Annotated in this window: 26 protein-coding genes; 14 read left to right on the top strand and 12 right to left on the bottom strand. The window is 58.2% G+C overall.

Annotated features, from left to right (window positions below):
- Nucleotides 1-5: 5 nt before the first annotated feature.
- A complete protein-coding gene (locus F3J31_RS13265; protein ID WP_008499752.1) occupies nt 6-566 on the top strand; it encodes a YqgE/AlgH family protein in 561 nt (186 codons plus the stop codon).
- Nucleotides 566-982 carry a Holliday junction resolvase RuvX gene (gene ruvX / locus F3J31_RS13260; RefSeq protein ID WP_021242076.1) on the top strand — a complete coding sequence of 139 codons (417 nt, stop codon included), beginning with the start codon at nt 566-568 and terminating at the stop codon, nt 980-982. The genes F3J31_RS13265 and ruvX overlap by 1 nt, the downstream gene beginning before the upstream one ends.
- A gap of 10 nt (nt 983-992) precedes the next feature.
- Here ruvX and F3J31_RS13255 read toward each other — a convergent pair whose 3' ends face one another.
- The gene (locus tag F3J31_RS13255; protein ID WP_167213581.1) at nt 993-1,973 is read right to left on the bottom strand and encodes a type IV pilus twitching motility protein PilT; all 981 of its coding nucleotides are present in this window, start codon (nt 1,971-1,973) and stop codon (nt 993-995) included.
- A 17-nt stretch (nt 1,974-1,990) separates the two neighbouring features.
- On the opposite strand from F3J31_RS13255, the gene F3J31_RS13250 reads away from it, so the two are divergent.
- The 6 genes from F3J31_RS13250 to F3J31_RS13225 all read left to right on the top strand — a co-directional run bounded on the left by F3J31_RS13250 (nt 1,991) and on the right by F3J31_RS13225 (nt 5,731).
- Entirely contained in the window at nt 1,991-2,692 is a 702-nt protein-coding gene (locus F3J31_RS13250; RefSeq protein ID WP_167213579.1) for a YggS family pyridoxal phosphate-dependent enzyme, read from the top strand.
- A gap of 21 nt (nt 2,693-2,713) precedes the next feature.
- Nucleotides 2,714-3,280 carry a YggT family protein gene (locus F3J31_RS13245; protein ID WP_063622418.1) on the top strand — a complete coding sequence of 189 codons (567 nt, stop codon included), beginning with the start codon at nt 2,714-2,716 and terminating at the stop codon, nt 3,278-3,280.
- A complete protein-coding gene (gene yggU, locus F3J31_RS13240) occupies nt 3,277-3,573 on the top strand; it encodes a DUF167 family protein YggU (protein ID WP_045909934.1) in 297 nt (98 codons plus the stop codon). Before F3J31_RS13245 ends, yggU begins: the two co-directional genes overlap by 4 nt.
- A gap of 3 nt (nt 3,574-3,576) precedes the next feature.
- Nucleotides 3,577-4,170, top strand: a complete 594-nt coding sequence (locus F3J31_RS13235; RefSeq protein ID WP_025912468.1) for an XTP/dITP diphosphatase — start codon at nt 3,577-3,579, stop codon at nt 4,168-4,170.
- Nucleotides 4,163-5,305: a radical SAM family heme chaperone HemW gene (gene hemW, locus F3J31_RS13230; RefSeq protein WP_167213577.1), complete on the top strand. Its 1,143-nt coding sequence runs from the start codon at nt 4,163-4,165 to the stop codon at nt 5,303-5,305. The genes F3J31_RS13235 and hemW overlap by 8 nt, the downstream gene beginning before the upstream one ends.
- A gap of 63 nt (nt 5,306-5,368) precedes the next feature.
- A complete protein-coding gene (locus F3J31_RS13225) occupies nt 5,369-5,731 on the top strand; it encodes an endonuclease domain-containing protein (RefSeq protein ID WP_167213574.1) in 363 nt (120 codons plus the stop codon).
- Nucleotides 5,732-5,806: 75 nt separating this feature from the next.
- Here F3J31_RS13225 and F3J31_RS13220 read toward each other — a convergent pair whose 3' ends face one another.
- Genes F3J31_RS13220 through trmB form a run of 3 tightly spaced genes read right to left on the bottom strand, consistent with a single transcriptional unit; the run spans nt 5,807 to nt 7,625 of the window.
- Nucleotides 5,807-6,523 (bottom strand): DUF2884 domain-containing protein, encoded by a 717-nt coding sequence (locus F3J31_RS13220; protein WP_008499762.1) that lies wholly within the window; start codon nt 6,521-6,523, stop codon nt 5,807-5,809.
- Nucleotides 6,524-6,579: 56 nt separating this feature from the next.
- Nucleotides 6,580-6,906, bottom strand: coding sequence for a YggL family protein (locus F3J31_RS13215; RefSeq protein ID WP_003862421.1), 327 nt, complete (start codon nt 6,904-6,906; stop codon nt 6,580-6,582).
- Entirely contained in the window at nt 6,906-7,625 is a 720-nt protein-coding gene (trmB, locus tag F3J31_RS13210; protein WP_048224819.1) for a tRNA (guanosine(46)-N7)-methyltransferase TrmB, read from the bottom strand. Before trmB ends, F3J31_RS13215 begins: the two co-directional genes overlap by 1 nt.
- Nucleotides 7,626-7,769: 144 nt before the next feature.
- Between trmB and mutY the strand changes: the two genes are divergently transcribed.
- The 4 genes from mutY to F3J31_RS13190 all read left to right on the top strand — a co-directional run bounded on the left by mutY (nt 7,770) and on the right by F3J31_RS13190 (nt 11,796).
- Nucleotides 7,770-8,822 carry an A/G-specific adenine glycosylase gene (gene mutY, locus F3J31_RS13205; protein WP_205246251.1) on the top strand — a complete coding sequence of 351 codons (1,053 nt, stop codon included), beginning with the start codon at nt 7,770-7,772 and terminating at the stop codon, nt 8,820-8,822.
- 25 nt (nt 8,823-8,847) lie between these two features.
- Nucleotides 8,848-9,120, top strand: a complete 273-nt coding sequence (locus F3J31_RS13200) for an oxidative damage protection protein (RefSeq protein WP_008499765.1) — start codon at nt 8,848-8,850, stop codon at nt 9,118-9,120.
- Nucleotides 9,121-9,244: 124 nt separating this feature from the next.
- The gene (gene mltC / locus F3J31_RS13195; protein WP_014885201.1) at nt 9,245-10,321 is read left to right on the top strand and encodes a membrane-bound lytic murein transglycosylase MltC; all 1,077 of its coding nucleotides are present in this window, start codon (nt 9,245-9,247) and stop codon (nt 10,319-10,321) included.
- 218 nt (nt 10,322-10,539) lie between these two features.
- Nucleotides 10,540-11,796, top strand: a complete 1,257-nt coding sequence (locus F3J31_RS13190; protein ID WP_008499767.1) for a nucleoside permease — start codon at nt 10,540-10,542, stop codon at nt 11,794-11,796.
- Between the two features lie 80 nt (nt 11,797-11,876).
- On the opposite strand, the gene citG is transcribed toward F3J31_RS13190, so the two are convergent.
- From citG to F3J31_RS13150, 8 genes are read right to left on the bottom strand one after another with little or no spacing between them, the layout of a single operon-like run.
- Nucleotides 11,877-12,680, bottom strand: coding sequence for a triphosphoribosyl-dephospho-CoA synthase CitG (citG, locus tag F3J31_RS13185; RefSeq protein WP_167213567.1), 804 nt, complete (start codon nt 12,678-12,680; stop codon nt 11,877-11,879).
- Nucleotides 12,658-13,197, bottom strand: a complete 540-nt coding sequence (gene citX / locus F3J31_RS13180; RefSeq protein WP_167213563.1) for a citrate lyase holo-[acyl-carrier protein] synthase — start codon at nt 13,195-13,197, stop codon at nt 12,658-12,660. The genes citG and citX overlap by 23 nt, the downstream gene beginning before the upstream one ends.
- On the bottom strand, nt 13,194-14,717 hold the full coding sequence (citF, locus tag F3J31_RS13175; RefSeq protein WP_167213560.1) for a citrate lyase subunit alpha: 1,524 nt from the start codon (nt 14,715-14,717) through the stop codon (nt 13,194-13,196). The genes citX and citF overlap by 4 nt, the downstream gene beginning before the upstream one ends.
- 10 nt (nt 14,718-14,727) lie before the next feature.
- The gene (citE, locus tag F3J31_RS13170) at nt 14,728-15,603 is read right to left on the bottom strand and encodes a citrate (pro-3S)-lyase subunit beta (protein ID WP_023344877.1); all 876 of its coding nucleotides are present in this window, start codon (nt 15,601-15,603) and stop codon (nt 14,728-14,730) included.
- A complete protein-coding gene (gene citD, locus F3J31_RS13165) occupies nt 15,600-15,893 on the bottom strand; it encodes a citrate lyase acyl carrier protein (RefSeq protein ID WP_167213556.1) in 294 nt (97 codons plus the stop codon). Before citD ends, citE begins: the two co-directional genes overlap by 4 nt.
- 16 nt (nt 15,894-15,909) lie before the next feature.
- Nucleotides 15,910-16,932, bottom strand: coding sequence for a [citrate (pro-3S)-lyase] ligase (gene citC / locus F3J31_RS13160; RefSeq protein WP_167213553.1), 1,023 nt, complete (start codon nt 16,930-16,932; stop codon nt 15,910-15,912).
- Nucleotides 16,933-16,945: 13 nt separating this feature from the next.
- Complete coding sequence (locus F3J31_RS13155) at nt 16,946-17,809, bottom strand: fumarylacetoacetate hydrolase family protein (protein WP_045134818.1); 864 nt, start codon at nt 17,807-17,809, stop codon at nt 16,946-16,948.
- 17 nt (nt 17,810-17,826) lie between these two features.
- Nucleotides 17,827-19,188, bottom strand: a complete 1,362-nt coding sequence (locus tag F3J31_RS13150; RefSeq protein WP_021242090.1) for a 2-hydroxycarboxylate transporter family protein — start codon at nt 19,186-19,188, stop codon at nt 17,827-17,829.
- Between the two features lie 344 nt (nt 19,189-19,532).
- Between F3J31_RS13150 and F3J31_RS13145 the strand changes: the two genes are divergently transcribed.
- Together F3J31_RS13145 and F3J31_RS13140 are read left to right on the top strand one after the other, a co-directional pair.
- Complete coding sequence (locus F3J31_RS13145; RefSeq protein ID WP_167213550.1) at nt 19,533-21,158, top strand: sensor histidine kinase; 1,626 nt, start codon at nt 19,533-19,535, stop codon at nt 21,156-21,158.
- Nucleotides 21,148-21,840: a response regulator gene (locus tag F3J31_RS13140; protein ID WP_045909944.1), complete on the top strand. Its 693-nt coding sequence runs from the start codon at nt 21,148-21,150 to the stop codon at nt 21,838-21,840. The genes F3J31_RS13145 and F3J31_RS13140 overlap by 11 nt, the downstream gene beginning before the upstream one ends.
- The last annotated feature ends 5 nt before the right edge of the window (nt 21,841-21,845 follow it).

The following is a 21,845-nucleotide window of genomic DNA, read 5'->3' as shown; positions in this document are numbered from 1 at the left end:
TGACAATGAATTTACAGCATCACTTTCTTATTGCCATGCCTGCTCTCCAGGACCCGATTTTTCGCCGCGCCGTGGTTTATATTTGTGAATACAATGAAGACGGCGCGATGGGCATTATCATTAATAAACCGCTGGAAAATCTTCAGGTTGAAGGGATTCTGGACAAGCTGAAAATCCCGGCTGAAGCGCGACTGCCGGAAATCCGGCTTGATAAGCCCGTGATGCTGGGTGGACCTCTCGCAGAAGATCGCGGTTTTATCCTGCATACGCCGCCAGTATTCTCTTCCAGCATTCGCATCTCCGACAATACCGTTATCACGACCTCGCGTGACGTGCTCGAAACCCTGGGCACCGCTGAGCAGCCTTCTGAAGTGCTGGTGGCGCTGGGCTATTCGTCGTGGGAGAAAGGCCAGCTTGAGCAGGAGATCCTCGATAACGCCTGGCTCACCGCGCCTGCGGACATGAATATCCTGTTTAAAACGCCGATAGCCGATCGCTGGCGCGACGCGGCGAAACTGATTGGTATTGATATTCTGACCATGCCTGGCGTAGCGGGGCACGCCTGATGAGCGGAACGCTTCTGGCCTTCGATTTTGGTACCAAAAGCATCGGCGTCGCCGTGGGGCAGCGCATCACCGGTACCGCGCGCCCGCTTACGGCCCTGAAGGCCAACGACGGTACGCCGGACTGGAACCTCATTGAGCGCCTGCTCAAGGAGTGGCAGCCGGATGACGTGATTGTTGGGCTGCCGCTCAACATGGACGGTACCGAACAGCCGCTGACCGCCCGGGCGCGTAAGTTTGCCAATAAAATCCATGGCCGCTTTGGCGTCTCCGTGAAGCTGCACGACGAGCGTCTGAGTACCGTCGAAGCGCGCGCGGGTCTGTTTGAGCACGGCGGCTTCCGGGCGCTGAACAAAGGCAGCGTCGACTCCGCTTCTGCCGTCATCATCCTCGAAAGCTATTTCGAGCAGGGCTTTTAAGCACAGGGGCCTACAGCCGCCCCTGCGCCCGTCTCTCCGCCAGGCTCTGGTCAAAGTTCTGCATGCCTGCCTGCTGACCGGTTTGAATGATGCCGGGAAGTTGCCACGTTTTCCCTTCACGAATGAGATTCGCCGCCGCGGCGGTATTCACCAGCAGTTCATACAGCGCGACGCGCCCGCCCTGAAGATCGGGAAGCAGTTTCTGCGCCAGCACCGCCCGCAGGCTGCCGGCCAGCTGGCTACGCACCGGATCTTTCTCCTGCGCCGGGAACGTATCGACCAGCCGCTCAATCGCCTGCGATGCCCCGCGCGTATGCAGGGTCGCCAGCACCAGATGCCCGGTCTCTGCTGCCGTTAGCGCCAGACGGATCGTTTCGCTGTCGCGCAGCTCCCCGAGCAGAATCACGTCAGGATCCTGGCGTAAGGCGCTGCGCAGCGCGTCGGCAAATGACGGGCTGTGCTGACCAATCTCCCGCTGCTGGATCAGGCAACGCTCGCTCTGGTAGATAAATTCCACCGGATCTTCGAGCGTGAGGATATGGCGGTCAGTGTGGTGGTTGAGAAAATCAACCATCGCCGCCAGCGTCGTGGATTTGCCGCTGCCGGTCGCCCCCGTCACCAGAATCAACCCGGACTCATTGGTTAACAGTTCCGGGATGGCCCTCGGCGCACCCAGTGAAGCGAGCTGCGGACAGGTACGCGGCAACAGCCGCAGCGTCACAGAGACACCGCGCATCTGCTTAAAGGCACTGCCGCGCAGGCGCTGACCTCCCGACACCGTCGCGGCAAAATCCACCTGCCCGCTGGCCCACCATATGCCCTGCTGCTCATCGTTGAGCCACGCTTTTAACAACGCCCCGACGTCGGGAGGAGGAAACGGTGCCGGTTCAAGGCGGCCCGTTCTGCGCCAGCGGGGTGGCGAATCACTGCACAGGTGTAGATCGGAGACGTTATGCTTTACACTAAGGGCCACAATTTCTTCCACATCCATAGACTACTCCTCGGAAAATGAACGACATTGCGCATAACCTGGCACAGGTCCGGGACAAAATCTCAGCCGCCGCAGCGCGTTGCGGCCGGGCTTCAGAAGAAATTACGCTGCTTGCAGTCAGCAAAACCAAGCCTGCGAGCGCCATCGCAGAAGCCATTGACGCAGGCCAGCGGGCGTTTGGTGAAAACTACGTGCAGGAAGGCGTAGATAAAATTCGCTACTTCCAGGAACAGGGGAAGACGGATCTGCAGTGGCACTTTATTGGCCCACTGCAGTCGAACAAAAGCCGTCTGGTGGCAGAGCACTTCGACTGGTGTCACACCATTGACCGCCTGCGTATTGCTACGCGTCTGAACGACCAGCGTCCGGCAGAGATGCCAGCGCTTAACGTGCTGATTCAGATCAACATCAGTGACGAAAACAGCAAGTCCGGCATTGCACTGAGCGAGCTGGATGCGCTGGCAGCCGAAGTGGCCGAACTGCCGCGCTTAACCCTGCGCGGGCTGATGGCAATCCCGGCGCCTGAGTCAAGTTATGAAAGGCAGTTTGCCGTGGCACAGCAAATGGCTGTAGCATTTGAGGCGCTTAAAGCGCGCTATCACACGGTAGACACGCTTTCTCTGGGCATGTCGGATGATATGGAAGCCGCCATTGCGGCAGGCAGCACGATGGTGCGCATCGGCACGGCAATTTTCGGTGCGCGTGACTACTCAAAATAATAAGGAAACCTGAGGAACGCCATGAAGACGTTGACTTTCCTGCTCTCAACGGTCATTGAGCTGTACACGATGGCGCTTTTGCTGCGCGTCTGGATGCAGTGGGCCCGCTGTGATTTTTACAATCCGTTCTCGCAGTTTGTCGTGAAAATCACGCAACCTGTTGTCGGACCGCTGCGCCGTATTATCCCGGCCATGGGTCCCATCGACAGCTCGTCTCTGCTGGTGGCGTTTATTCTGAGCGTTATCAAAGCGATCGTGCTGTTTATGGTCATCACCTTCCAGCCGATTATCTGGATTGCCGCCGTTCTGATTCTGATCAAAACCGTCGGCCTGCTGATTTTCTGGGTGCTGCTGGTTATGGCGATCATGAGCTGGGTCAGCCAGGGCCGTAGCCCGGTAGAGTATGCCTTGATTCAGCTGGCCGAGCCGCTGCTGCGTCCAATCCGTAACCTGCTTCCGTCTATGGGCGGCATCGATTTTTCGCCGATGATCCTGGTTCTGCTGCTCTATGTGATCAACATGGGGATCGCTGAACTGCTGCAGTCCACGGGCGATATGCTGCTGCCGGGGCTGTGGATGGCGCTATGAGTGCAGTAAGCACCTGCGCTGACGGGCTGGTTTTACGGCTGTATATTCAGCCGAAAGCCAGCCGTGACAATATTGTTGGACTGCATGGCGACGAGTTAAAAGTCGCCATCACCGCCCCGCCGGTTGACGGCCAGGCGAACGCGCATCTGACCAAATATCTGGCAAAACAGTTTCGCGTCGCCAAAAGCCAGGTCATCATTGAAAAAGGCGAACTGGGGCGACATAAACAGGTAAAAATCCTTAATCCGCAATCTATCCCGACGGAAGTCGCGGCTCTGACAGAACAGGACTAAACCATGCAGAAAGTTGTTCTCGCGACCGGCAACGCCGGTAAAGTGCGCGAGCTGGCCTCGCTATTAAATGATTTTGGTCTGGACGTGGTCGCCCAGACCGATCTTGGCGTGGATTCCGCCGAAGAGACGGGGCTGACGTTTATCGAAAACGCGATCCTCAAAGCACGCCATGCCGCGCAGATTACGGGCCTGCCCGCGATTGCCGACGACTCCGGCCTGGCCGTAGACGCCCTCGGCGGCGCGCCGGGGATCTATTCCGCGCGCTATTCCGGCGTTGACGCTACCGACCAGCAGAATCTGGAAAAGCTGCTTGTCGCCCTGAAAGACGTTCCGGACGAGCAGCGCACCGCGCAGTTCCACTGCGTGCTGGTCTATCTGCGTCACGCGGAGGACCCGACGCCGATCGTCTGCCACGGCAGCTGGCCGGGGGTGATTACCCGTGAAGCGGCTGGCAACGGCGGCTTTGGTTATGACCCGATTTTCTTTGTCCCTTCCGAGGGCAAAACCGCTGCGGAACTGACCCGCGAAGAGAAAAGCGCGATTTCCCACCGTGGACGCGCGCTGAAACTGTTACTGGAAGCACTGCGTAATGGCTAATTTGCCGCCTCTGAGTCTTTATATTCACATCCCGTGGTGCGTGCAGAAATGCCCGTACTGCGATTTCAACTCGCACGCGCTGAAGGGCGAAGTGCCGCACGATGACTACGTTGCGCATCTGCTGGCCGACCTGGACGCCGATGTACCTTACGCACAGGGACGTGAAGTTAAGACCATTTTCATTGGTGGCGGTACGCCGAGCCTGCTGTCAGGCCCGGCGATGCAAACGCTGCTGGACGGCGTGCGTGCGCGCCTGAACCTGGCAGCGGATGCTGAAATTACGATGGAAGCCAACCCCGGCACCGTTGAGGCCGACCGTTTTGTCGACTATCAGCGCGCGGGCGTGAACCGCATCTCCATCGGCGTGCAGAGCTTTAGCGAGCCGAAACTGAAGCGCCTGGGACGTATTCACGGCCCGGAAGAGGCGAAGCGCGCGGCAAACCTGGCGACCGGGCTTAATCTTCGCAGCTTTAACCTCGATTTGATGCACGGCCTGCCGGATCAGTCGCTGGACGAGGCGCTGGACGATTTGCGCCAGGCCATTGCGCTGAACCCGCCGCACCTGTCGTGGTACCAGCTCACCATCGAGCCCAACACCCTGTTTGGCTCGCGTCCGCCGGTGCTGCCGGATGACGACGCGCTATGGGATATCTTCGAGCAGGGTCACAGGCTTTTAACCGCTGCGGGCTATCAGCAGTACGAAACGTCGGCGTATGCGAAGCCGGGCTACCAGTGTCAGCACAACCTGAACTACTGGCGTTTTGGCGACTATCTCGGGATTGGCTGCGGCGCGCACGGTAAGGTGACTTTCCCGGACGGGCGCATTCTGCGCACCGCCAAAACCCGTCACCCGCGCGGGTATATGGAAGGCCGCTACCTGGAGCGTCAGCACGACGTCGAGGCGGCGGATAAACCGTTTGAGTTCTTTATGAACCGCTTCCGCCTGCTGGAAGCCGCGCCGCGCGCGGAGTTTGCGCTGTACACCGGGCTGCCGGAATCGGTGATTCGCCCGCAGATCGACGAGGCGCTGGCCCAGGGATATCTCACGGAATGTGATGATTACTGGCAGATCACCGAGCACGGCAAACTGTTCCTCAATTCCCTTCTTGAGCTGTTCCTCGCCGAAGATTCCTGAAGGCTGATTCAGGATTTTGCATCCCGCTCTGCCGGCTGAGGGAAAGGCTGGCAGAGTGTGGGGATGGAAATTACGCGTTCATATGCAAAACAGCTCAGACGCGAGCTGACAACGGAAGAAAGGCGGCTTTGGTATCAACTGCGCAGCCGCCGTTTCGAAAATTATAAATTTCGCCGACAGCATCCGGTAGGAAACTACATACTGGATTTCGCCTGCTGCGAAGCACGTCTGGCAGTTGAGCTGGATGGCGGACAGCATGATGAAAATCAGGAATACGATCATCAAAGGACGTTGTGGTTAAACCAAAAGGGCTGGCACGTTATTCGATTCTGGAACAACGAACTTTGGAATAATGAAGAGGCTGTGTTGGAAAAGATCCTTGAGACACTGCAAATGCTGCAACCCTCACCCCGGCCCTCTCCCTGAAAGGGAGAGGGAGCAAACCATCCCCTCGCCCCTTTGGGGAGAGGGTTAGGGTGAGGGGCCCAGCGCGCAGAGACCTTACTTCAGCGTCCCCACCAGCGCCTTCCGGCTGTCTTCCAGCGACACCACGCGTTTACACACGTCTTTGCCGAACTGCTGGAAATCATCTTCCTGGTTTTTCCACTCATTCTGAATGGAGGTTTGCAGGCCGCCCAGACTGCCCAGCACGCCCTGCAGCGGGTTACCGCCGCCTTTCAGCACCGCTTTGGCACCCATCTCGTTGATGCTGTCCTGCAGGATGCCGCCCATCGCCTGGTTCACCAGTTGCTGCCCGTCGGCACGGACCTGATCAATCGCCTTGTAGTGGAACGTCAGGCCGTCGGAGCGCGTCTCGATAATCCGGTTCATCTGTTCTTTAAGCTGCTTGTCCAGCTTCGTCAGGCGGGTGCGCATGTTGCTGCTCTCTCCCACCTCTTTGGTGATGATCTTATCCAGCGCCACGCGGCTCTTTTCGACGCGCGTCAGGGCACCTTCATTAATCCACGGCAGCGCGGTACGCAATTCGGACTGGTAGTCTTTCGCCTGCTCGCGCTGTGCGGCAGTCAGGTTGTACTGCTTGCCGTTATAGGTGACGTTCCCTTCTGGCGTAATCACCAGATTGCCGTTCTCGCCTTTGACCTGCACGGTTTGCGGGCTTAACACCACGTCATCACGCGGGGTGACGCTACATTGATAATCCGCATGGGCGGTGAATCCGGTTGCCATTAAAGCAACTGCCAGCAACGTTTTGCGCATCTTAAACACTCCCTCAGACAAAACGGGCCAGCTAATGCTGGCCCCTTACTGCTTAATTAGTCCCACCAAACGTCGAAAAGTTCGCTGACGCGGACATCTTCGAGCTTGTGGTCTTCAAGCCATTTACGGACCAGAGCCTGATGTTCTTCGGTGCATTTACCCACTTCCTGGGTGCAGATCAGACCTTCCCAGGCCAGATAGCCGCTACCGTCGAAGGCCAGTTTGTTTGGCTCGATCACCTCGTTGATGAATGCATCCACGTCCTGATCGATCTGCTCAACGCTGGTGCCTTCCGGGAAACGCCACGCAACGGAGAAGCCCACTTCCTGGAATTCTTCGATGTGCATCTTTTTACGCAGACGACGGCTACGATTCTTTGCCATTATTTCACCCTCTCGAACATTAAGTCCCATACACCGTGACCAAGACGATGGCCACGCTGTTCAAATTTCGTTACCGGACGCGATTCCGGACGCGGTACATAGTCGTTGCTCGCAGACTGGTTTTTGTAACCGTCCAGCGACGACATTACTTCCAGCATATGTTCCGCATACGGTTCCCAGTCGGTCGCCATATGGAAGACACCGCCCAGCTTCAGCTTGCTTTTAACCAGCTCGGCAAACGGCGCCTGAACGATACGGCGTTTATTATGACGCGCTTTGTGCCACGGGTCAGGGAAAAAGAGCTGAACCATGGTTAAAGAATTGTCAGGAATCATTTTGTGCAGCACTTCCACCGCGTCGTGACACATCACGCGCAGGTTCTCAACGCCCTCTTCATGGGCCGTTGCCAGACACGCACCAACGCCCGGGGAGTGGACTTCGATACCGAGGAAGTTCTGCTCCGGGCGCGCTTTCGCCATGGTCACCAGCGAGGCGCCCATACCGAAGCCAATTTCCAGCGTGATCGGCGCGTCGCGACCAAACAGCTCGGCAAAATCCAGAGGCTGCTCGCTGAACTCAACGCCCATCACCGGCCAGTAGTTGTCCAGCGCGTGTTGCTGACCTTTTGTCAGGCGGCCCTGACGACGGACAAAGCTGCGAATACGGCGCAGCGGGCGACCGTTTTCATCAAATTCCGGTGAAATGACGTCGTTTTTCATAAAAGAGTTGTCTGCTTGTGAGAATGTTCGGGAAACGGGCATTATCCAAAGTTAAGGCTTCTATGCAAGCATGGGAAAGATCCGGTTTACAGCAGATTGACGCTGTGCTGCAATCTGCGTCCCTGATTATGCGAATCGATGACCATGCAAGCCTCTCAATTTTCAGCCCAGGTGCTGGACTGGTACGACAAATACGGGCGTAAAACCCTGCCTTGGCAAATTGAAAAAACGCCTTACAAAGTATGGCTCTCCGAGGTGATGTTGCAACAAACGCAGGTCGCCACGGTAATCCCTTACTTCGAGCGTTTTATGGCGCGCTTCCCGACAGTGACCGACCTGGCCAACGCCCCGCTGGACGAGGTGCTGCACCTGTGGACCGGTCTTGGCTATTACGCCCGCGCGCGTAATCTTCACAAAGCCGCTCAGCAGGTTGCGACGCGCCACAACGGGAAATTCCCGGAAACCTTCGATGAGGTGGCCGATCTCCCCGGCGTGGGACGCTCAACCGCAGGCGCTATTCTCTCCCTGTCTTTAGGCAAGCATTTCCCGATCCTCGACGGCAACGTAAAGCGCGTGCTGGCACGCTGCTATGCCGTTGACGGCTGGCCGGGGAAGAAGGACGTTGAAAAACGCCTGTGGGAAATCAGTGAGGCGGTCACTCCTGCCAACGGCGTCGAGCGCTTCAACCAGGCAATGATGGATCTTGGCGCGATGGTCTGCACGCGCTCAAAGCCCAAATGCGAACTCTGCCCGGTGAGTAACCTCTGCGTGGCGTATGCCAACCATTCCTGGGCGCAGTATCCGGGTAAGAAACCCAAACAGACGCTGCCGGAGCGCACCGGCTATATGCTGCTGATGCAGCAGGGTGATGAGGTCTTCCTGGCCCAGCGTCCGCCGAGCGGTCTGTGGGGTGGTCTATACTGCTTCCCACAGTTTGAAGATGAAGACTTGCTGCGTGAATGGCTTAAACAGCGTGGAATTGCTGCCGATAACCTGACGCAGCTGACCGCGTTTCGCCACACCTTCAGCCATTTCCATCTGGATATTGTGCCGATGTGGCTTCCCGTGTCCTCCTTCGCCTCGTGCATGGATGAAGGCACCGCTCTCTGGTATAACTTAGCGCAACCGCCATCAGTCGGGCTGGCGGCTCCCGTGGAGCGCCTGTTACAGCAATTACGTGCCGGTGCAATGGTTTAGCATCGGTCAAAAAAGAGGAATGAGTATGGCCAGAACGATTTTTTGTACTTTCCTGCAGCGTGACGCTGAAGGCCAGGATTTCCAGCTTTATCCGGGCGAGCTGGGTAAACGCATCTACAATGAAATCTCCAAAGAAGCCTGGGGACAGTGGCAGAAAAAGCAGACCATGCTGATCAACGAGAAGAAACTCAGCATGATGAACCCAGAACACCGCAAGCTGCTGGAGCAGGAGATGGTGAGCTTCCTGTTCGAAGGTAAAGACGTGCACATCGAAGGCTATACGCCACCGGAAAAATAATATCGAGCGGCTGTTGCCGGGTGGCGCTACGCTTACCCGGCCTACAAAACCGTAGGCCCGTGCAAGCATAGCGCCGCCGGGCAACAGCAACGACCAGGCAAACACAACACGCACTCCCGGAATGATGAAAAAACTTTTAGCGCTAGCCCTTGTTGCGCCGTTGCTGGTCTCGTGTTCGTCAAAAAAAGGCGATGATTACAACGAGGCCTGGATCAAGGACACCAACGGTTTTGACATTTTGATGGGGCAGTTTGCCCATAACATCGAGAATATATGGGGATTTAACGAAGTTCTTATTGCCGGACCTAAGGACTACGTTAAGTACACCGACGCCTATCTGACCCGTAGCCACATCAACTTTGATGAGGGGACGATCACGATTGAGACCATCGCAGGCACAGACCCTGCGGCACGACTCCGTCAGGCGATTATCAAAACCCTGCTGATGGGTGACGATCCGGGCTCTATCGATCTCTACTCCGATGCCGACGATATCACCATCTCGAAAGAGCCGTTCCTGTATGGTCAGGTTGTCGATCAGACCGGTCAGCCGATCCGCTGGGAAGGTCGCGCCACGAAATTTGCCGACTACCTGCTGCAGACGCGCCTGAAGAGCCGCTCTAACGGTCTGAAGATTATCTACAGCGTCACCATCAACCTCGTCCCGAACCACCTCGACAAGCGTGCGCATAAGTATCTGGGCATGGTGCGTCAGGCCTCGCGTAAGTACGGCGTGGATGAGTCGCTGATCCTGGCGATTATGCAGACCGAATCCTCGTTTAACCCGTATGCGGTAAGCCGTTCCGACGCCCTGGGGCTGATGCAGGTGGTGCAGCACAGCGCCGGGAAAGACGTCTTCCGCGCGCAGGGGAAATCCGGCACGCCGAGCCGCAGCTATCTGTTCGACCCGCAGAGCAACATTGATACCGGCACCGCCTATCTGGCGATGCTGAACAATGTGTACCTCGGCGGTATCGATAACCCAACGTCGCGTCGCTATGCGGTGATCACCGCCTATAACGGCGGCGCGGGCAGCGTGCTGCGCGTCTTCTCGAATGACAAAGTGCAGGCCGCGAACATCATCAACAGCATGGCGCCGGGGGATGTTTACTCCACCCTCACCACCCGCCACCCGTCTGCGGAATCCCGCCGGTACCTGTATAAGGTGAATACGGCGCAGAAAAACTATCGTCGTCGATAATCAACACACCTTCTCCTGCAAGGAGAAGGTGTTCTGCTTCCCCCCACCCATACGAAAATGTTATTTGCATCACAATCCAAACTGCAAATTAATGTGGATTGCATTTTTTTGCGGGAGGTAACAAAACATATCGTTGCCAACTGATAGAATTGCATCAAATAACAACCCTGAATGTTCCTATAACAACATATCTCCCGCTCACTTGTGAGGAAAGTAACATGAACCTTAAGCTGCAGCTTAAAATATTGTCGTTTCTGCAGTTCTGCCTGTGGGGTAGCTGGCTGACTACACTCGGCTCCTATATGTTTGTGACGCTCAAGTTCGATGGTGCGTCAATCGGTGCCGTATACAGCTCGCTCGGTATTGCGGCGGTCTTCATGCCGACGCTGCTGGGGATCGTGGCGGATAAATGGTTAAGCGCCAAATGGCTGTACATGCTTTGCCATCTGGTGGGCGCGGGGACGCTGTTTATGGCGGCTCAGGTGACCACGCCGGGGGCAATGTTCATGGTGATCCTGCTTAACTCGCTGGCCTATATGCCAACGCTTGGGCTGATCAACACCATCTCCTACTACCGCCTGAAGTCTGCGGATATGGATATCGTGACCGATTTCCCGCCAATCCGTATCTGGGGCACCATCGGCTTTATCATGGCGATGTGGGGCGTGAGCTTCGCGGGCTTCGAACTGAGCCATATGCAGCTCTATATCGGTGCGGCGCTCTCCGTGCTGCTGGCGATCTTCACCCTGACGCTGCCAACCATTCCGGTGTCTAACCAGCAGAAAAACCAGAGCTGGAGCACCATGCTCGGCCTGGATGCCTTCGCGCTGTTCAAAAACAAACGCATGGCGATCTTCTTTATCTTCTCCATGCTGCTGGGCGCGGAGCTGCAGATCACCAACATGTTCGGCAACACCTTCCTGCACAGCTTCGATAACAACCCGCTGTTCTCCGGCAGCTTTATCGTTGAACATGCGTCGGTGATGATGTCCATCTCTCAGATCTCTGAGACGCTGTTCATCCTGACCATCCCGTTCTTCCTGAGCCGCTACGGCATCAAGAACGTCATGCTGATCAGTATCGCGGCGTGGATGTTGCGCTTCGGTCTGTTCGCCTACGGCGACCCAAGCCCGTTCGGCACCGTGCTGCTGGTGCTGTCGATGATTGTTTACGGCTGCGCCTTCGACTTCTTCAACATCTCCGGTTCGGTGTTTGTGGAAAAAGAAGTGAAGCCTGAAATCCGCGCCAGCGCGCAGGGTATGTTCCTGATGATGACCAACGGCTTCGGCTGTATTCTGGGCGGCGTGGTGAGCGGTAAAGTGGTTGAGATGTACACCACCAACGGCATCACCAACTGGCAGCCGGTGTGGCTGATCTTCGCGGCGTACTCGCTGGTGCTGTTCTTCGCGTTCATCGCGCTGTTCAAGTACAAGCACGTGCGTGAACCGCACGGTGCGCAGCCGATCGCGCATTGATTGTTGTGCCCGGTGACGCTAACGCTTACCGGGCCTACAAAACCAGACCGTAGGCCGGGTAAGGCGAAGCCGCCACCCGGCTATTTTATTCCAGACAGCACCCACCCCACCGACAGTAAATCCGCGCTGCCGCCCGGGCTCAAGTTCCGTTCAATCAGTGCGTTATCCATTCTAAGCAACGCCTCGCGGTCCCAGCCGTTAGCCAGCAGTTCCCGCGCGTAGCCCTGAACGTAGCGCAGCCCTTCCATGCCGCCGCGAGATACCAGATTGCTGTCCTGATTGACGGCCATCAGGCGTAACAGCAGGCCGTGAAGTGAATGTCCATTCCACTGCGCCAGCGCCTTACGCACCGTCGCAAAGCCGCTCTCCGCCTCACCGCGCGCGCCGGTTAAGCCGTACTGCTGGAACTGTCGCTCGCCCGCCGTCGCCTGTCCGCTGCGTGCGGCCAGCTCCCGCGATACCAGCCCGCTGCAGATGTTACTCACCTCACAACAGAGGCTCTCTGCGGAGATATTTTTCACACGCCCGGCGGCGAAGCACAGTAAACCCAGGGCAAAAATCCCGCCTTTGTGGGTGTTCACCCCGTTCGTCGCGGCATACATCGCCTGCTCGCAGGCCATCCCCATCGGGCGGATAATCCTTAACTGTTCGGCAGCAGGTTTATCCGCATGCGCGCTGCCCAGCTCGGCAAAGCGCGAAAACCATGGCGTAATCGCCGCAATGCTGCGGACAAACAGCGCGTGGTCCATATCGCGATGGGAACCGTTGTTGAGCTTATCCACCAGCCCCGGCTTGGGCGTGAGATCCAGCTCCTGCCACAGCGCCGCTTCGGCAAACGCAGGCACGTCAGCCGGGCGCGGTTTAGTCGCGAGCAAACCAGTCATCGATCGTCTTCTCCACGCGGGAAACCACCTGCTCAACGGGGTGGTTGCGCGAACGGGAACAGGCGTGGGCGGGCGCGTCGCAGATCAGGCAGCGCCTGAGATTCGCCCCCAGCGACTGACGCCCGACGTGGCCGTGCTGAGGACAGATCACGTCCAGATCCCACAGCCTGCCGAGCGGGTGCGTCTGCTCCAGATCCGCACAGTGCGCTTTGATTTCCACCGCCGGATGGGCCACGCACCAGAGGGCTTCAGGTCCGGTCGGGAGCCACAGCACCTGACGGTCCAGCACCTGCCAGCGGTTTTCCCACAGCAGCTGGTCGCACATCTGCAGCGCCACGCCCATGGTATTGCGGTAGCGCAGGCTGTCCTTGATCTCCCCTGGCGTGACCAGCGTGAGGGAAATCACCGGTTGTTGATAGTGCTCAAGCATGTCAGCCTGGCGCTTTGCGCGGCGCTCTTTCGCCGCCAGCAGTTCGTCAAGGCTGACACCCGCCCGCACGGGTGTCGCTAAAGTCATACTTCCTCCTTCACCTGTCGCACGGTGTCGATCACGCTGCCGTCGCGGTAGCGGATCACCCCGACGATTTTGTCGGTAAACTCAATCGGTTTCGGGACGCCGGTCAGGGAGATCGCTCGCTCGTACAGCGCGTTGATATCCACAACCTTCAGCCCGGCTTCCAGCAGCCGCTCGCGGATTTCCGGGCGCGCCGGGTGGACCGCGATGCCGTGATCGGTAACCAGCACGTCGATGCTTTCGCCCGGCGTGAGGCGCGTGGTAACCCGCTTCACGACAGTCGGAATGCGGCTGCGCAGCAGAGGGGCAACGACGATGGTCAGGTTCGCCGCGGCGGCCACGTCGCAGTGCCCGCCGGACGCGCCGCGCATCACGCCGTCGGATCCGGTGATGACGTTGACGTTGAACTCGACGTCGATTTCCAGCGCGCTGAGGATCACCACGTCGAGCTGATCGCAGCTTGCCGCCTTGCTGCCGGGGTTGGCGTAAACGTTGGTGGAAATCTCCACGTGATTCGGGTTGCGCGCCAGCGAGGCCGCCGCCTGACCGTCAAAGCACTGGGTATCGAGCAGCTTTTCGATGAGCCCCTTCTCGTGCAGATCCACCAGGCTGCCGGTGATGCCGCCGAGCGCAAAGCGCGCCTTCACGCCGCTGCGCTCCATCTTCTCTTCCATAAAGCGGGTGCAGGCCGTAGCCGCCGCGCCGGAGCCGGTCTGCATCGAGAAGCCCGGCTTGAAGTAGCCGGAATGCTCGATCACGTCCGCCGCATAGCGGGCGATCATCAGCTCGCGCGGGTTGCTGGTGACGCGCGCCGCGCCGACGCTGATTTTCGCCGGGTCGCCCACGCTCTCAACCTGCACGATGTAGTCCACCTGGTCCTGCACCAGGCTGGCGGGCATATTGGGGAACGGCACCAGTTCTTCAGTCAGCAGCACAACCTTGTGGGCAAAATGCGCGTCCACCATGGCGTAGCCCAGGGAACCGCAGCACGATTTTCCGTGCGTCCCGTTGGCGTTGCCAAACTCATCGCTGCACGGCACGCCGAGAAATGCCACGTCGATATTCAGCTCGCCGTCCTGGAGCAGCTTCACGCGCCCGCCATGGGAGTGAATTTGCACCGGCTCGTCCATCAGCCCGTGGGAGATGGCGTCCGCCAGCCTGCCGCGCATGCCGGAGGTGTAAATCCGGGTGATGACGCCGCTTTCGATATGCTCAATCAGCGCGTCGTTGCAGGTCATCAGCGAGCTGGAGGCCAGCGTCAGGTTTTTGAAGCCCATTCGCGCCAGCAGCGCCACGACGGTGTTGATCACCCGGTCGCCTTCGCGAAACGCATGGTGGAAGGAGATGGTCATCCCGTCCTGCAGGCCGCAGCGCTTAACCGCCTCTTCAACAGAGGCGCAGAGCTTGCGGCTGTGCTTCGCATCGCTGTCCGCCAGCCACGGCGTGGTGCTGTGGGCGGTATCAAAGGGTTTTAAGTCCCGCAGATGGGGAAAATTCACATGAAGAAGTTCAGTCTGATTCATTGTCTTATCCTTACCGACGCACGCCGGAAGCCGCAGCGCGCTCCAGCACCACCTGCGCGTGGTTAATAATCGGTGCATCCACCATTTTGCCGTTAAGCGACACCACGCCCAGGCCGTTACGCTCGCCCTCTTCTGCCGCCTCAATCACCCTTCTGGCGTGATCCACCTCTTCCTGCGTCGGGGCGTAGGCGTTGTGCAGCAGGTCAATCTGGCGCGGGTTGATCAGCGACTTGCCGTTGAAGCCCATCTTGCGGATCAAATCGACCTCGCGCAGGAACCCGGCCTCATCGTTAACGTCTGACCACACCACGTCGAAGGCATCGATACCCGCCGCGCGGGCGGCGTGCAGCACGGCGCAGCGGGCGTAGAACAGCTCGGTGCCGTCGCCGCGCTCGGTCTGCATGTCCATCACGTAGTCGAAGGCGGCCAGTGCAATGCCGATGAGGCGCGGAGAGCTGCGGGCAATCGCCACGGCGTTGATGACGCCAATGGCCGACTCAATCGCCGCCATCACGCGGGTGGAACCGATCTCGCGGCCGCACGCCTGCTCGATGCGCTCGAGGTGGCCCTCCAGCTCGTAGATGTCGTCCGGGGTATCGGTTTTCGGCAGACGAATCACATCCACGCCTGCCCGCACGGCGGCTTCCAGATCAAGCAGGCCAAACGGCGTGCTCAGCGGGTTAATGCGCACCACGGTTTCGATATCCTGATACATCGGGTGCTGCAGCGCGTGGAACACCAGCATGCGCGCCGTATCCTTCTCGCGCAGGGCAACGGCGTCCTCCAGGTCAAACATGATGGAGTCGGGACGATAGATAAAGGCGGTGGAGAGCATGGCGGCGTTGGCGCCCGGCAGGAACAGCATGCTGCGGCGGAGTTTGCTCATTTCAGCGCCTCCCAGTTGATGGCCTGTTCATCGGCGGCACGCATCAGCGCGCTTTGCAGACGGGCGCGAATCACACAGTCCAGCGCCCCTTTGTCTTCAATAATGATTAATCCCTGGTGCACGTTCATGGCGCGCAATGTGTCGTTGACCACCTGGCGAATGTGCTCGCCAAACTGCTTAATCACTTCGCTGTGGATGACGATCTCCAGCTCGCCGTGAGCGGGCGCGATTTTCACCATCAGGTCGCTGGACTCCTGCGTTCCGGCCAGCGCCTCCCTTACAATTTTCATGATAAATTCCTGGTAGTTAAGCGACTTCCGCACTCGCACGGTAATGCGTTTCGAGATGCGCGAAGGTGGAGTCCGGGACAATCTCCCGGATCCGGGAAAACTGCTGTGTCTTCAGTAATCGGCGCACTTCGGACGCCGATATGGCGTTGCCGGTGGCCTTGATGCGCGGCATTTCCACCACCTCGATATGCGAGGCCAGCAGGTCGTGCAGCGTCTGGTTGTACTGGCGGGTGATATCGCAGAACGGCTCCGAACCGATGAAGCGGTGCGTAATGCCGAGCGCCGGGGCGATAAAATCCCGGAAGATCAGCACGTCGATCTCGCTCCACGCCTGCTGCACTTTGCCGGTCTCCTTCAGGAAGTAGGCCGGAAACGTGGCGCGAGAGATGATGTACTGCGAGCCTTCATGCACCACTACGTTCGACAGATGCGCCACGCCCGCGCGCACCATCTCGAGCCGCGCGCTGAACGGGAAGAACGAGGCGTCTTCACGCACCACGAACAGGTGCAGGGCGTCGCACTGCGCCGCCGCCTGCTCCACCAGATGGCGGTGGCCGAGGGTGAACGGATTGGCGTTCATCACGATGGCGCCAATCTTCTCCCCGCTCGTGCGGTTCGCGCGCAGAGAACGGCAGTAGCGCGCGATCCCCTGCGGGGTGTTCTCCATCAGCACGGCGTTGTTCCCGCTCTGGGCAATCGGCCAGAAGCCGCTGCGGGCAAAGCGCTCCCGGTTGCACGGACGGGTGCAGAGGAAGAGGTGAAAATGGCCGCGCTCCAGCGCCGCATGTTCCACCTCTGCCAGCAGCCGCGCGCTGAGGTTCTCGCCGCGAAGCTGCTCGTTAACCGCCACGCACTTGATGACGTTGGCGGCAAGCCCTGCGCAACCCACCAGCTGCGAGCCGGACCAGGCTTCGACGAACAGCGTGATGTCGTTGTCCAGGCCAAGGCCGCTGTCTGCCAGCAGATAACGGATCTGACTTAAGCGTTCCGGATGTTTCGCCACCAGCGTGTGGCGAAAATCGATGAGTTGCGAGTGCATGCTGCCGCCTTACTTAGTGAGCTGCCGCAAGCCCGACGGCTGGCGCTTCCACGATCACGTTGCTCAGATGACCGATATGCTCGATCTCCACCTCAATGCGATCGCCCTCTTTCATAAACAGCGGCGGGTTACGCTTTTTACCCACCCCGCCCGGTGATCCGGTGATGATCACATCGCCAGGACTTAAGCGGGTGAAGGTGCTGATGTACTCGATCAGCTCCGCAACCTTGTGGATCATGCTGCTGGTGTTGTCTTCCTGCACCATGCGGCCGTTCAGCCAGGTGCGAATCGCCAGTTGGTGCGGATCGGGGATCTCATCCGCCGTCGCCATCCACGGACCAAACGCGCCGGTCTGACGCCAGTTTTTACCAGCGGTGAACCAGGTGTGCTGCCAGTCGCGGGCGGAGCCGTCCATGTAGCAGCTGTAGCCAGCGACGTGGCGCAGGGCGTCGTCGCGGCTGATGTTCTCCCCGCCTTTACCGATGATCACCGCCAGCTCGCCTTCGTAGTCGAATTCGCTGGAGTGGCGCGGCTTCAGCACCGGCTCGTTGTGGCCGGTCTGTGAATCCGGGAAGCGGACAAACAGCGTCGGGGCCGGGTTGTGCTGGTCAAACTCCTTGCGCTTGTCGGCGTAGTTCATGCCCACGCAGAGGATTTTTTCCGGCTGCTCAATCACCGGTAAGAAGGTGATGGCGCTCATCGGCACGTCCACGGCATCGTTCAGGTAGCGGGTGGCCTGCGCCAGCCCGTTGCCCTGCAGCAGCGCCTTGAGGTCGCTGTAGCGGTCGCCCAGACGGCGGCCTAAATCAATCACGCCGTCGGCCTGCACGATGCCGTAGCTGCGTTTTCCCTGGTATAAAAAGCTTGCGAGTTTCATTGTTCTTTCCTGAAAACTTAAACGAGGAAGTTGCCCAGAATCAGCAGTGAGATGGAGACGTTAATCGCCCCGCCGATACGGGTAGCAATCTGGGCGAACGGCATCAGGCTCATGCGGTTGCCTGCGGTCAGGATCGCCACGTCGCCGGTACCGCCCTGTCCGCTCTGGCAGCAGGAGACGATGGCGACATCAATCGGGTGCATACCAATCTTTTTGCCGACGAAGAACCCGGTCGCCACCAGCGCGGAGACGGTGCTGATAATCACCAGCAGGTTGGTCAGCGTGAAGGCGGCCACCAGTTCATGCCATGGGGTGATGGCCACGCCAACGGCAAAGAGAATCGGGTAGGTCACAGAGGTCTGGAAGAATTTGTACACCACCTGAGAGCCTTCCAGCAGGCGCGGAGAGGCGCCGTTGCAGAGCTTCACCAGCACCGCCATAAACAGCATGCCGACCGGCGCAGGCAGGCCAATCAGCTTGTGGCCGAGCATGCCCAGCATGTAGAGCAGCACCGCCAGCAGCGCGCCGGAGGCGATCGTGGTCACGTCCGCTTTGCCGGAGAATGCAGGCTGAGAGACGGTGGCATCGGCATTGGCGCGGTTAGGCATCAGCTGGCCTTCACCGGTCAGATGCGGGTAGCGTTTACCAAGCTGGTTCAGGCAGCCGGAGATGATGATCGCCGTCAGACCGCCGAGCATGACCATCGGCAGCACGCGACCGAGCGCCACGCCCTGGTCCATATGCAGCAGGGTGGCATAGCCGATGGAAAGCGGGATCGCCCCTTCCCCAACACCGCCCGCCATGATTGGCAGGATGATAAAGAAGAAGATCTGGAATGGCTCAAGACCCAGCGCCAGGCCGACGCCCATCCCCACCAGCATGCCGACGATTTCGCCGCACAGCATCGGGAAGAAGATGCGCAGGAAGCCCTGAATCAGCACCGTGCGGTTCATGCTCATGATGCTGCCGACAATAATGCAGCAGATGTAGAGGTAGAGAATGTTGGTGGATTTGTAGAACTTAGTGGTGGACTCGACCACCACGTCCGGCAGCAGGCCGTAATAGACCAGCGCGGAAGGGATAAAGGTGGCGCAAATCGCCGCCGCGCCGAGCTTGCCGACAATCGGCAGGCGTTTGCCAAACTCGCCGCAAGCAAAGCCGAAGAAGGCCAGCGTCGCCACCATCACCACGATATCGCTCGGCAGTTTTCCGCCCAGGCAATCAATCGCGATCAGTGCCCCCGCCAGAACGAACAGCGGCAGAGGAATAATCCCGATTTTCCAGGTATCCATAATATGCCACCAGCGCTCTTTGAGCGAAGGTCGCTGAATTTCAATCGGGTCGTGGGTAACAGAGAAAGAATCGTCAGTTGTGCTCATAATAAGCCCCTTGGTTATTTTGTGCGTTCAGCTTAGAGTCACAAAGGCTTACTTTATGTGAGGAATGGCATATTAAAAGCGAAGTTTTAATGGCAGCTATGGTTTTAATGGTTTCTTTTATTTAATGTGATTTATGCCTTATTTATGGTCGTGGTTTTTATGGTTTCTTTTCTGAATTGAACAAACAAATAACATTTATTCGTGCAGCCAGAGGCCACCCGTCTTTGGGATAACGCTTTTACAGCGCCCGCTGTGCAAGGGATCACAAGTTTTCGGCAAAGCGGGCGCCCACGTGAAAAAAGATGATATATTGGCGATCTTTGTCGCTACCTTGCGTGATAGTTATGAAAGTCTCTTTCCAGATCAAGCTGTTTATTTCGCTGGTTGCCTTTTTCTCAGTGCTTTTTGCGTTACTGGGCGGATATTATTATGCCGACGTCGGAAAACAGCTTTATCAGGAAATGAGCACACGCGCAAAAATACAGGCTGAAGAGATTGCGCTTATTCCAACATTGCGACATGAAGTTGAACAAAAGAATATCAGCGCCATCCATGATTTTATGCAGAAGATGTCTGCGCACAGTGACGCCAGCTTTATTGTGATTGGCGATAATAAGGGCCAGCATCTTTTTCACTCCGTCTTCGCCGACAGAGTGGGCACCACGCTGGTAGGCGGTGACAACGACGCCGTATTGCAGGGTAAAAGCACCACCACCATCCGCAAAGGCGGGTTGGGCATTTCGCTGCGCAGTAAGGCCCCCATTTTCAACGCTGCCGGACAGGTGGTCGGCATTGTTTCGGTCGGCTATCTCACCAGTTACCTGGACACCATTACCGTCAGTAAAGTGGTCAATATCCTGATTGCCGCCGTACTGCTGCTGATTGCTCTCTTTATCTTCTCCTGGTTCTTTACCCGCAGTATTAAGAAGCAGATCTTCTCCCTTGAGCCGCGCGAGATCGGCCTGCTGGTGCGCCAGCAGAAGGCGCTGATGGAGTCTATTTATGAAGGCGTAATTGCCATTGACGATCAAAGGCGGATTGAAGTCATCAACCAGGCGGCGCGCAAGCTGCTGGGGCTGAGCCAGCCGGCCCGCGAGCTGCGCGGGCAGCTGATAAGCCAGGTGATCGATCCGGTTCCGTTCTTCGACACGCAGACGATGCTGGCGAAAGATACCCATGACGAGATTTGCCGTTTTAACGATCTGACGGTGATTGCCAGCCGGGTCCACATCATGCTTGAGGGGTCGCTGCAGGGCTGGGTGATCACCTTCCGCGATCGCAACGAGATCGACTCGCTGAGCGCCCAGCTTAGCCAGGTCAAACGCTATGTCGATAACCTCCGCATAATGCGTCATGAGCAGCTAAACCGGATGACCACCCTCTCCGGCCTGCTGCACATGGGCCGCTATGAAGAGGCGATTGGCTACATTCAGGCGCAGTCTGAACACGCCCAGGAGCTGCTGGACTTTATCTCTTCGCGCTTTAGCTCCCCGACCCTGTGCGGTCTGCTGCTGGGCAAAGCCGCCCGTGCGCGGGAGAAAGGGGTCGAACTGAGTTTCGACCCGGCATGTCGGCTGGACAGGCCGTTCCTGCCGCTGGGGGAGCAAGAGTTGATTTCGATTATTGGCAACCTGCTGGATAACGCCATCGAAGCGACACAGCGGTCGCCGCTTCCCCACGCGCCGGTGGAGGTGCTGATAAAGCTCAGCGAACAGGAGCTGATCATTGAAGTGGCCGACCAGGGCGTGGGCATCAAGCCGGAGATCCGTGAGCGGATCTTTGAGCGCGGCATCACCACCAAAACACGCGGCGATCATGGGATTGGTCTGTATCTGATCGAAAGCTATGTCACACAGGCTGGCGGCGCGATAGAAGTTGCCGATAATACGCCGCGCGGCGCCATTTTCTCCCTGTTTATCCCGGCCACGGGAACCGCCCGGCAACTGGAAGACACCGACTATGCAACATGAACTTATCGACGTACTGATTGTTGAAGACGAGAACGAACTGGCGCAACTGCACGCGGAGCTGATAGGCAAACATCCGCGTCTGAGGCTGGTGGGTATTGCCTCGTCGCTGGCTGCGGCCCAGGCAGAGCTTGCAAACAAACAGCCGCAGCTGGTGCTGCTGGATAACTATCTGCCGGACGGCAAAGGGATCTCACTGATCAATAACCCCATGCTGGCCCGCGCCAACTGCTCGGTGATTTTTATCACTGCCGCCAGCGATATGGACACCTGCAGCCAGGCGATCCGCAACGGCGCGTTCGACTACATCCTCAAGCCCGTCTCCTGGAAGCGGCTTAGCCAGTCGCTGGAGCGCTTCGTGCAGTTTGCCGAACAGCAGAGGGTCTGGAAGATTGTCGACCAGCAGAACGTGGATTCGCTGTATCAGCTTCAGGCGAAAAACTACCGCCAGGACAACGGCAGCAAGGGCATTGAGGAAAACACGCTGGCGCGGGTGCAGTCGCTGTTTAACGACAAGGCCACGCACTGCTTTACCGTGGATGAGGTGGTGAGCGAGACGGGATTGAGTAAAACCACCACCCGTCGCTATCTGGAGCACTGCGTAGAGACGGGGTTTCTCAGCGTGGAGATGCTGTACGGCAAGATTGGGCATCCGAGGAGGATGTACCGCCGCGCAGAAGCCTGAAGCTG

It is taken from the genome of Enterobacter sp. Acro-832 (genome assembly GCF_011752745.1).
GTDB classification, from domain to species: Bacteria; Pseudomonadota; Gammaproteobacteria; order Enterobacterales; family Enterobacteriaceae; genus Enterobacter; species Enterobacter quasiroggenkampii.
Note: the sequence above shows the minus strand (reverse complement) of the source record. Positions and strands in the feature narration are given on the sequence as shown.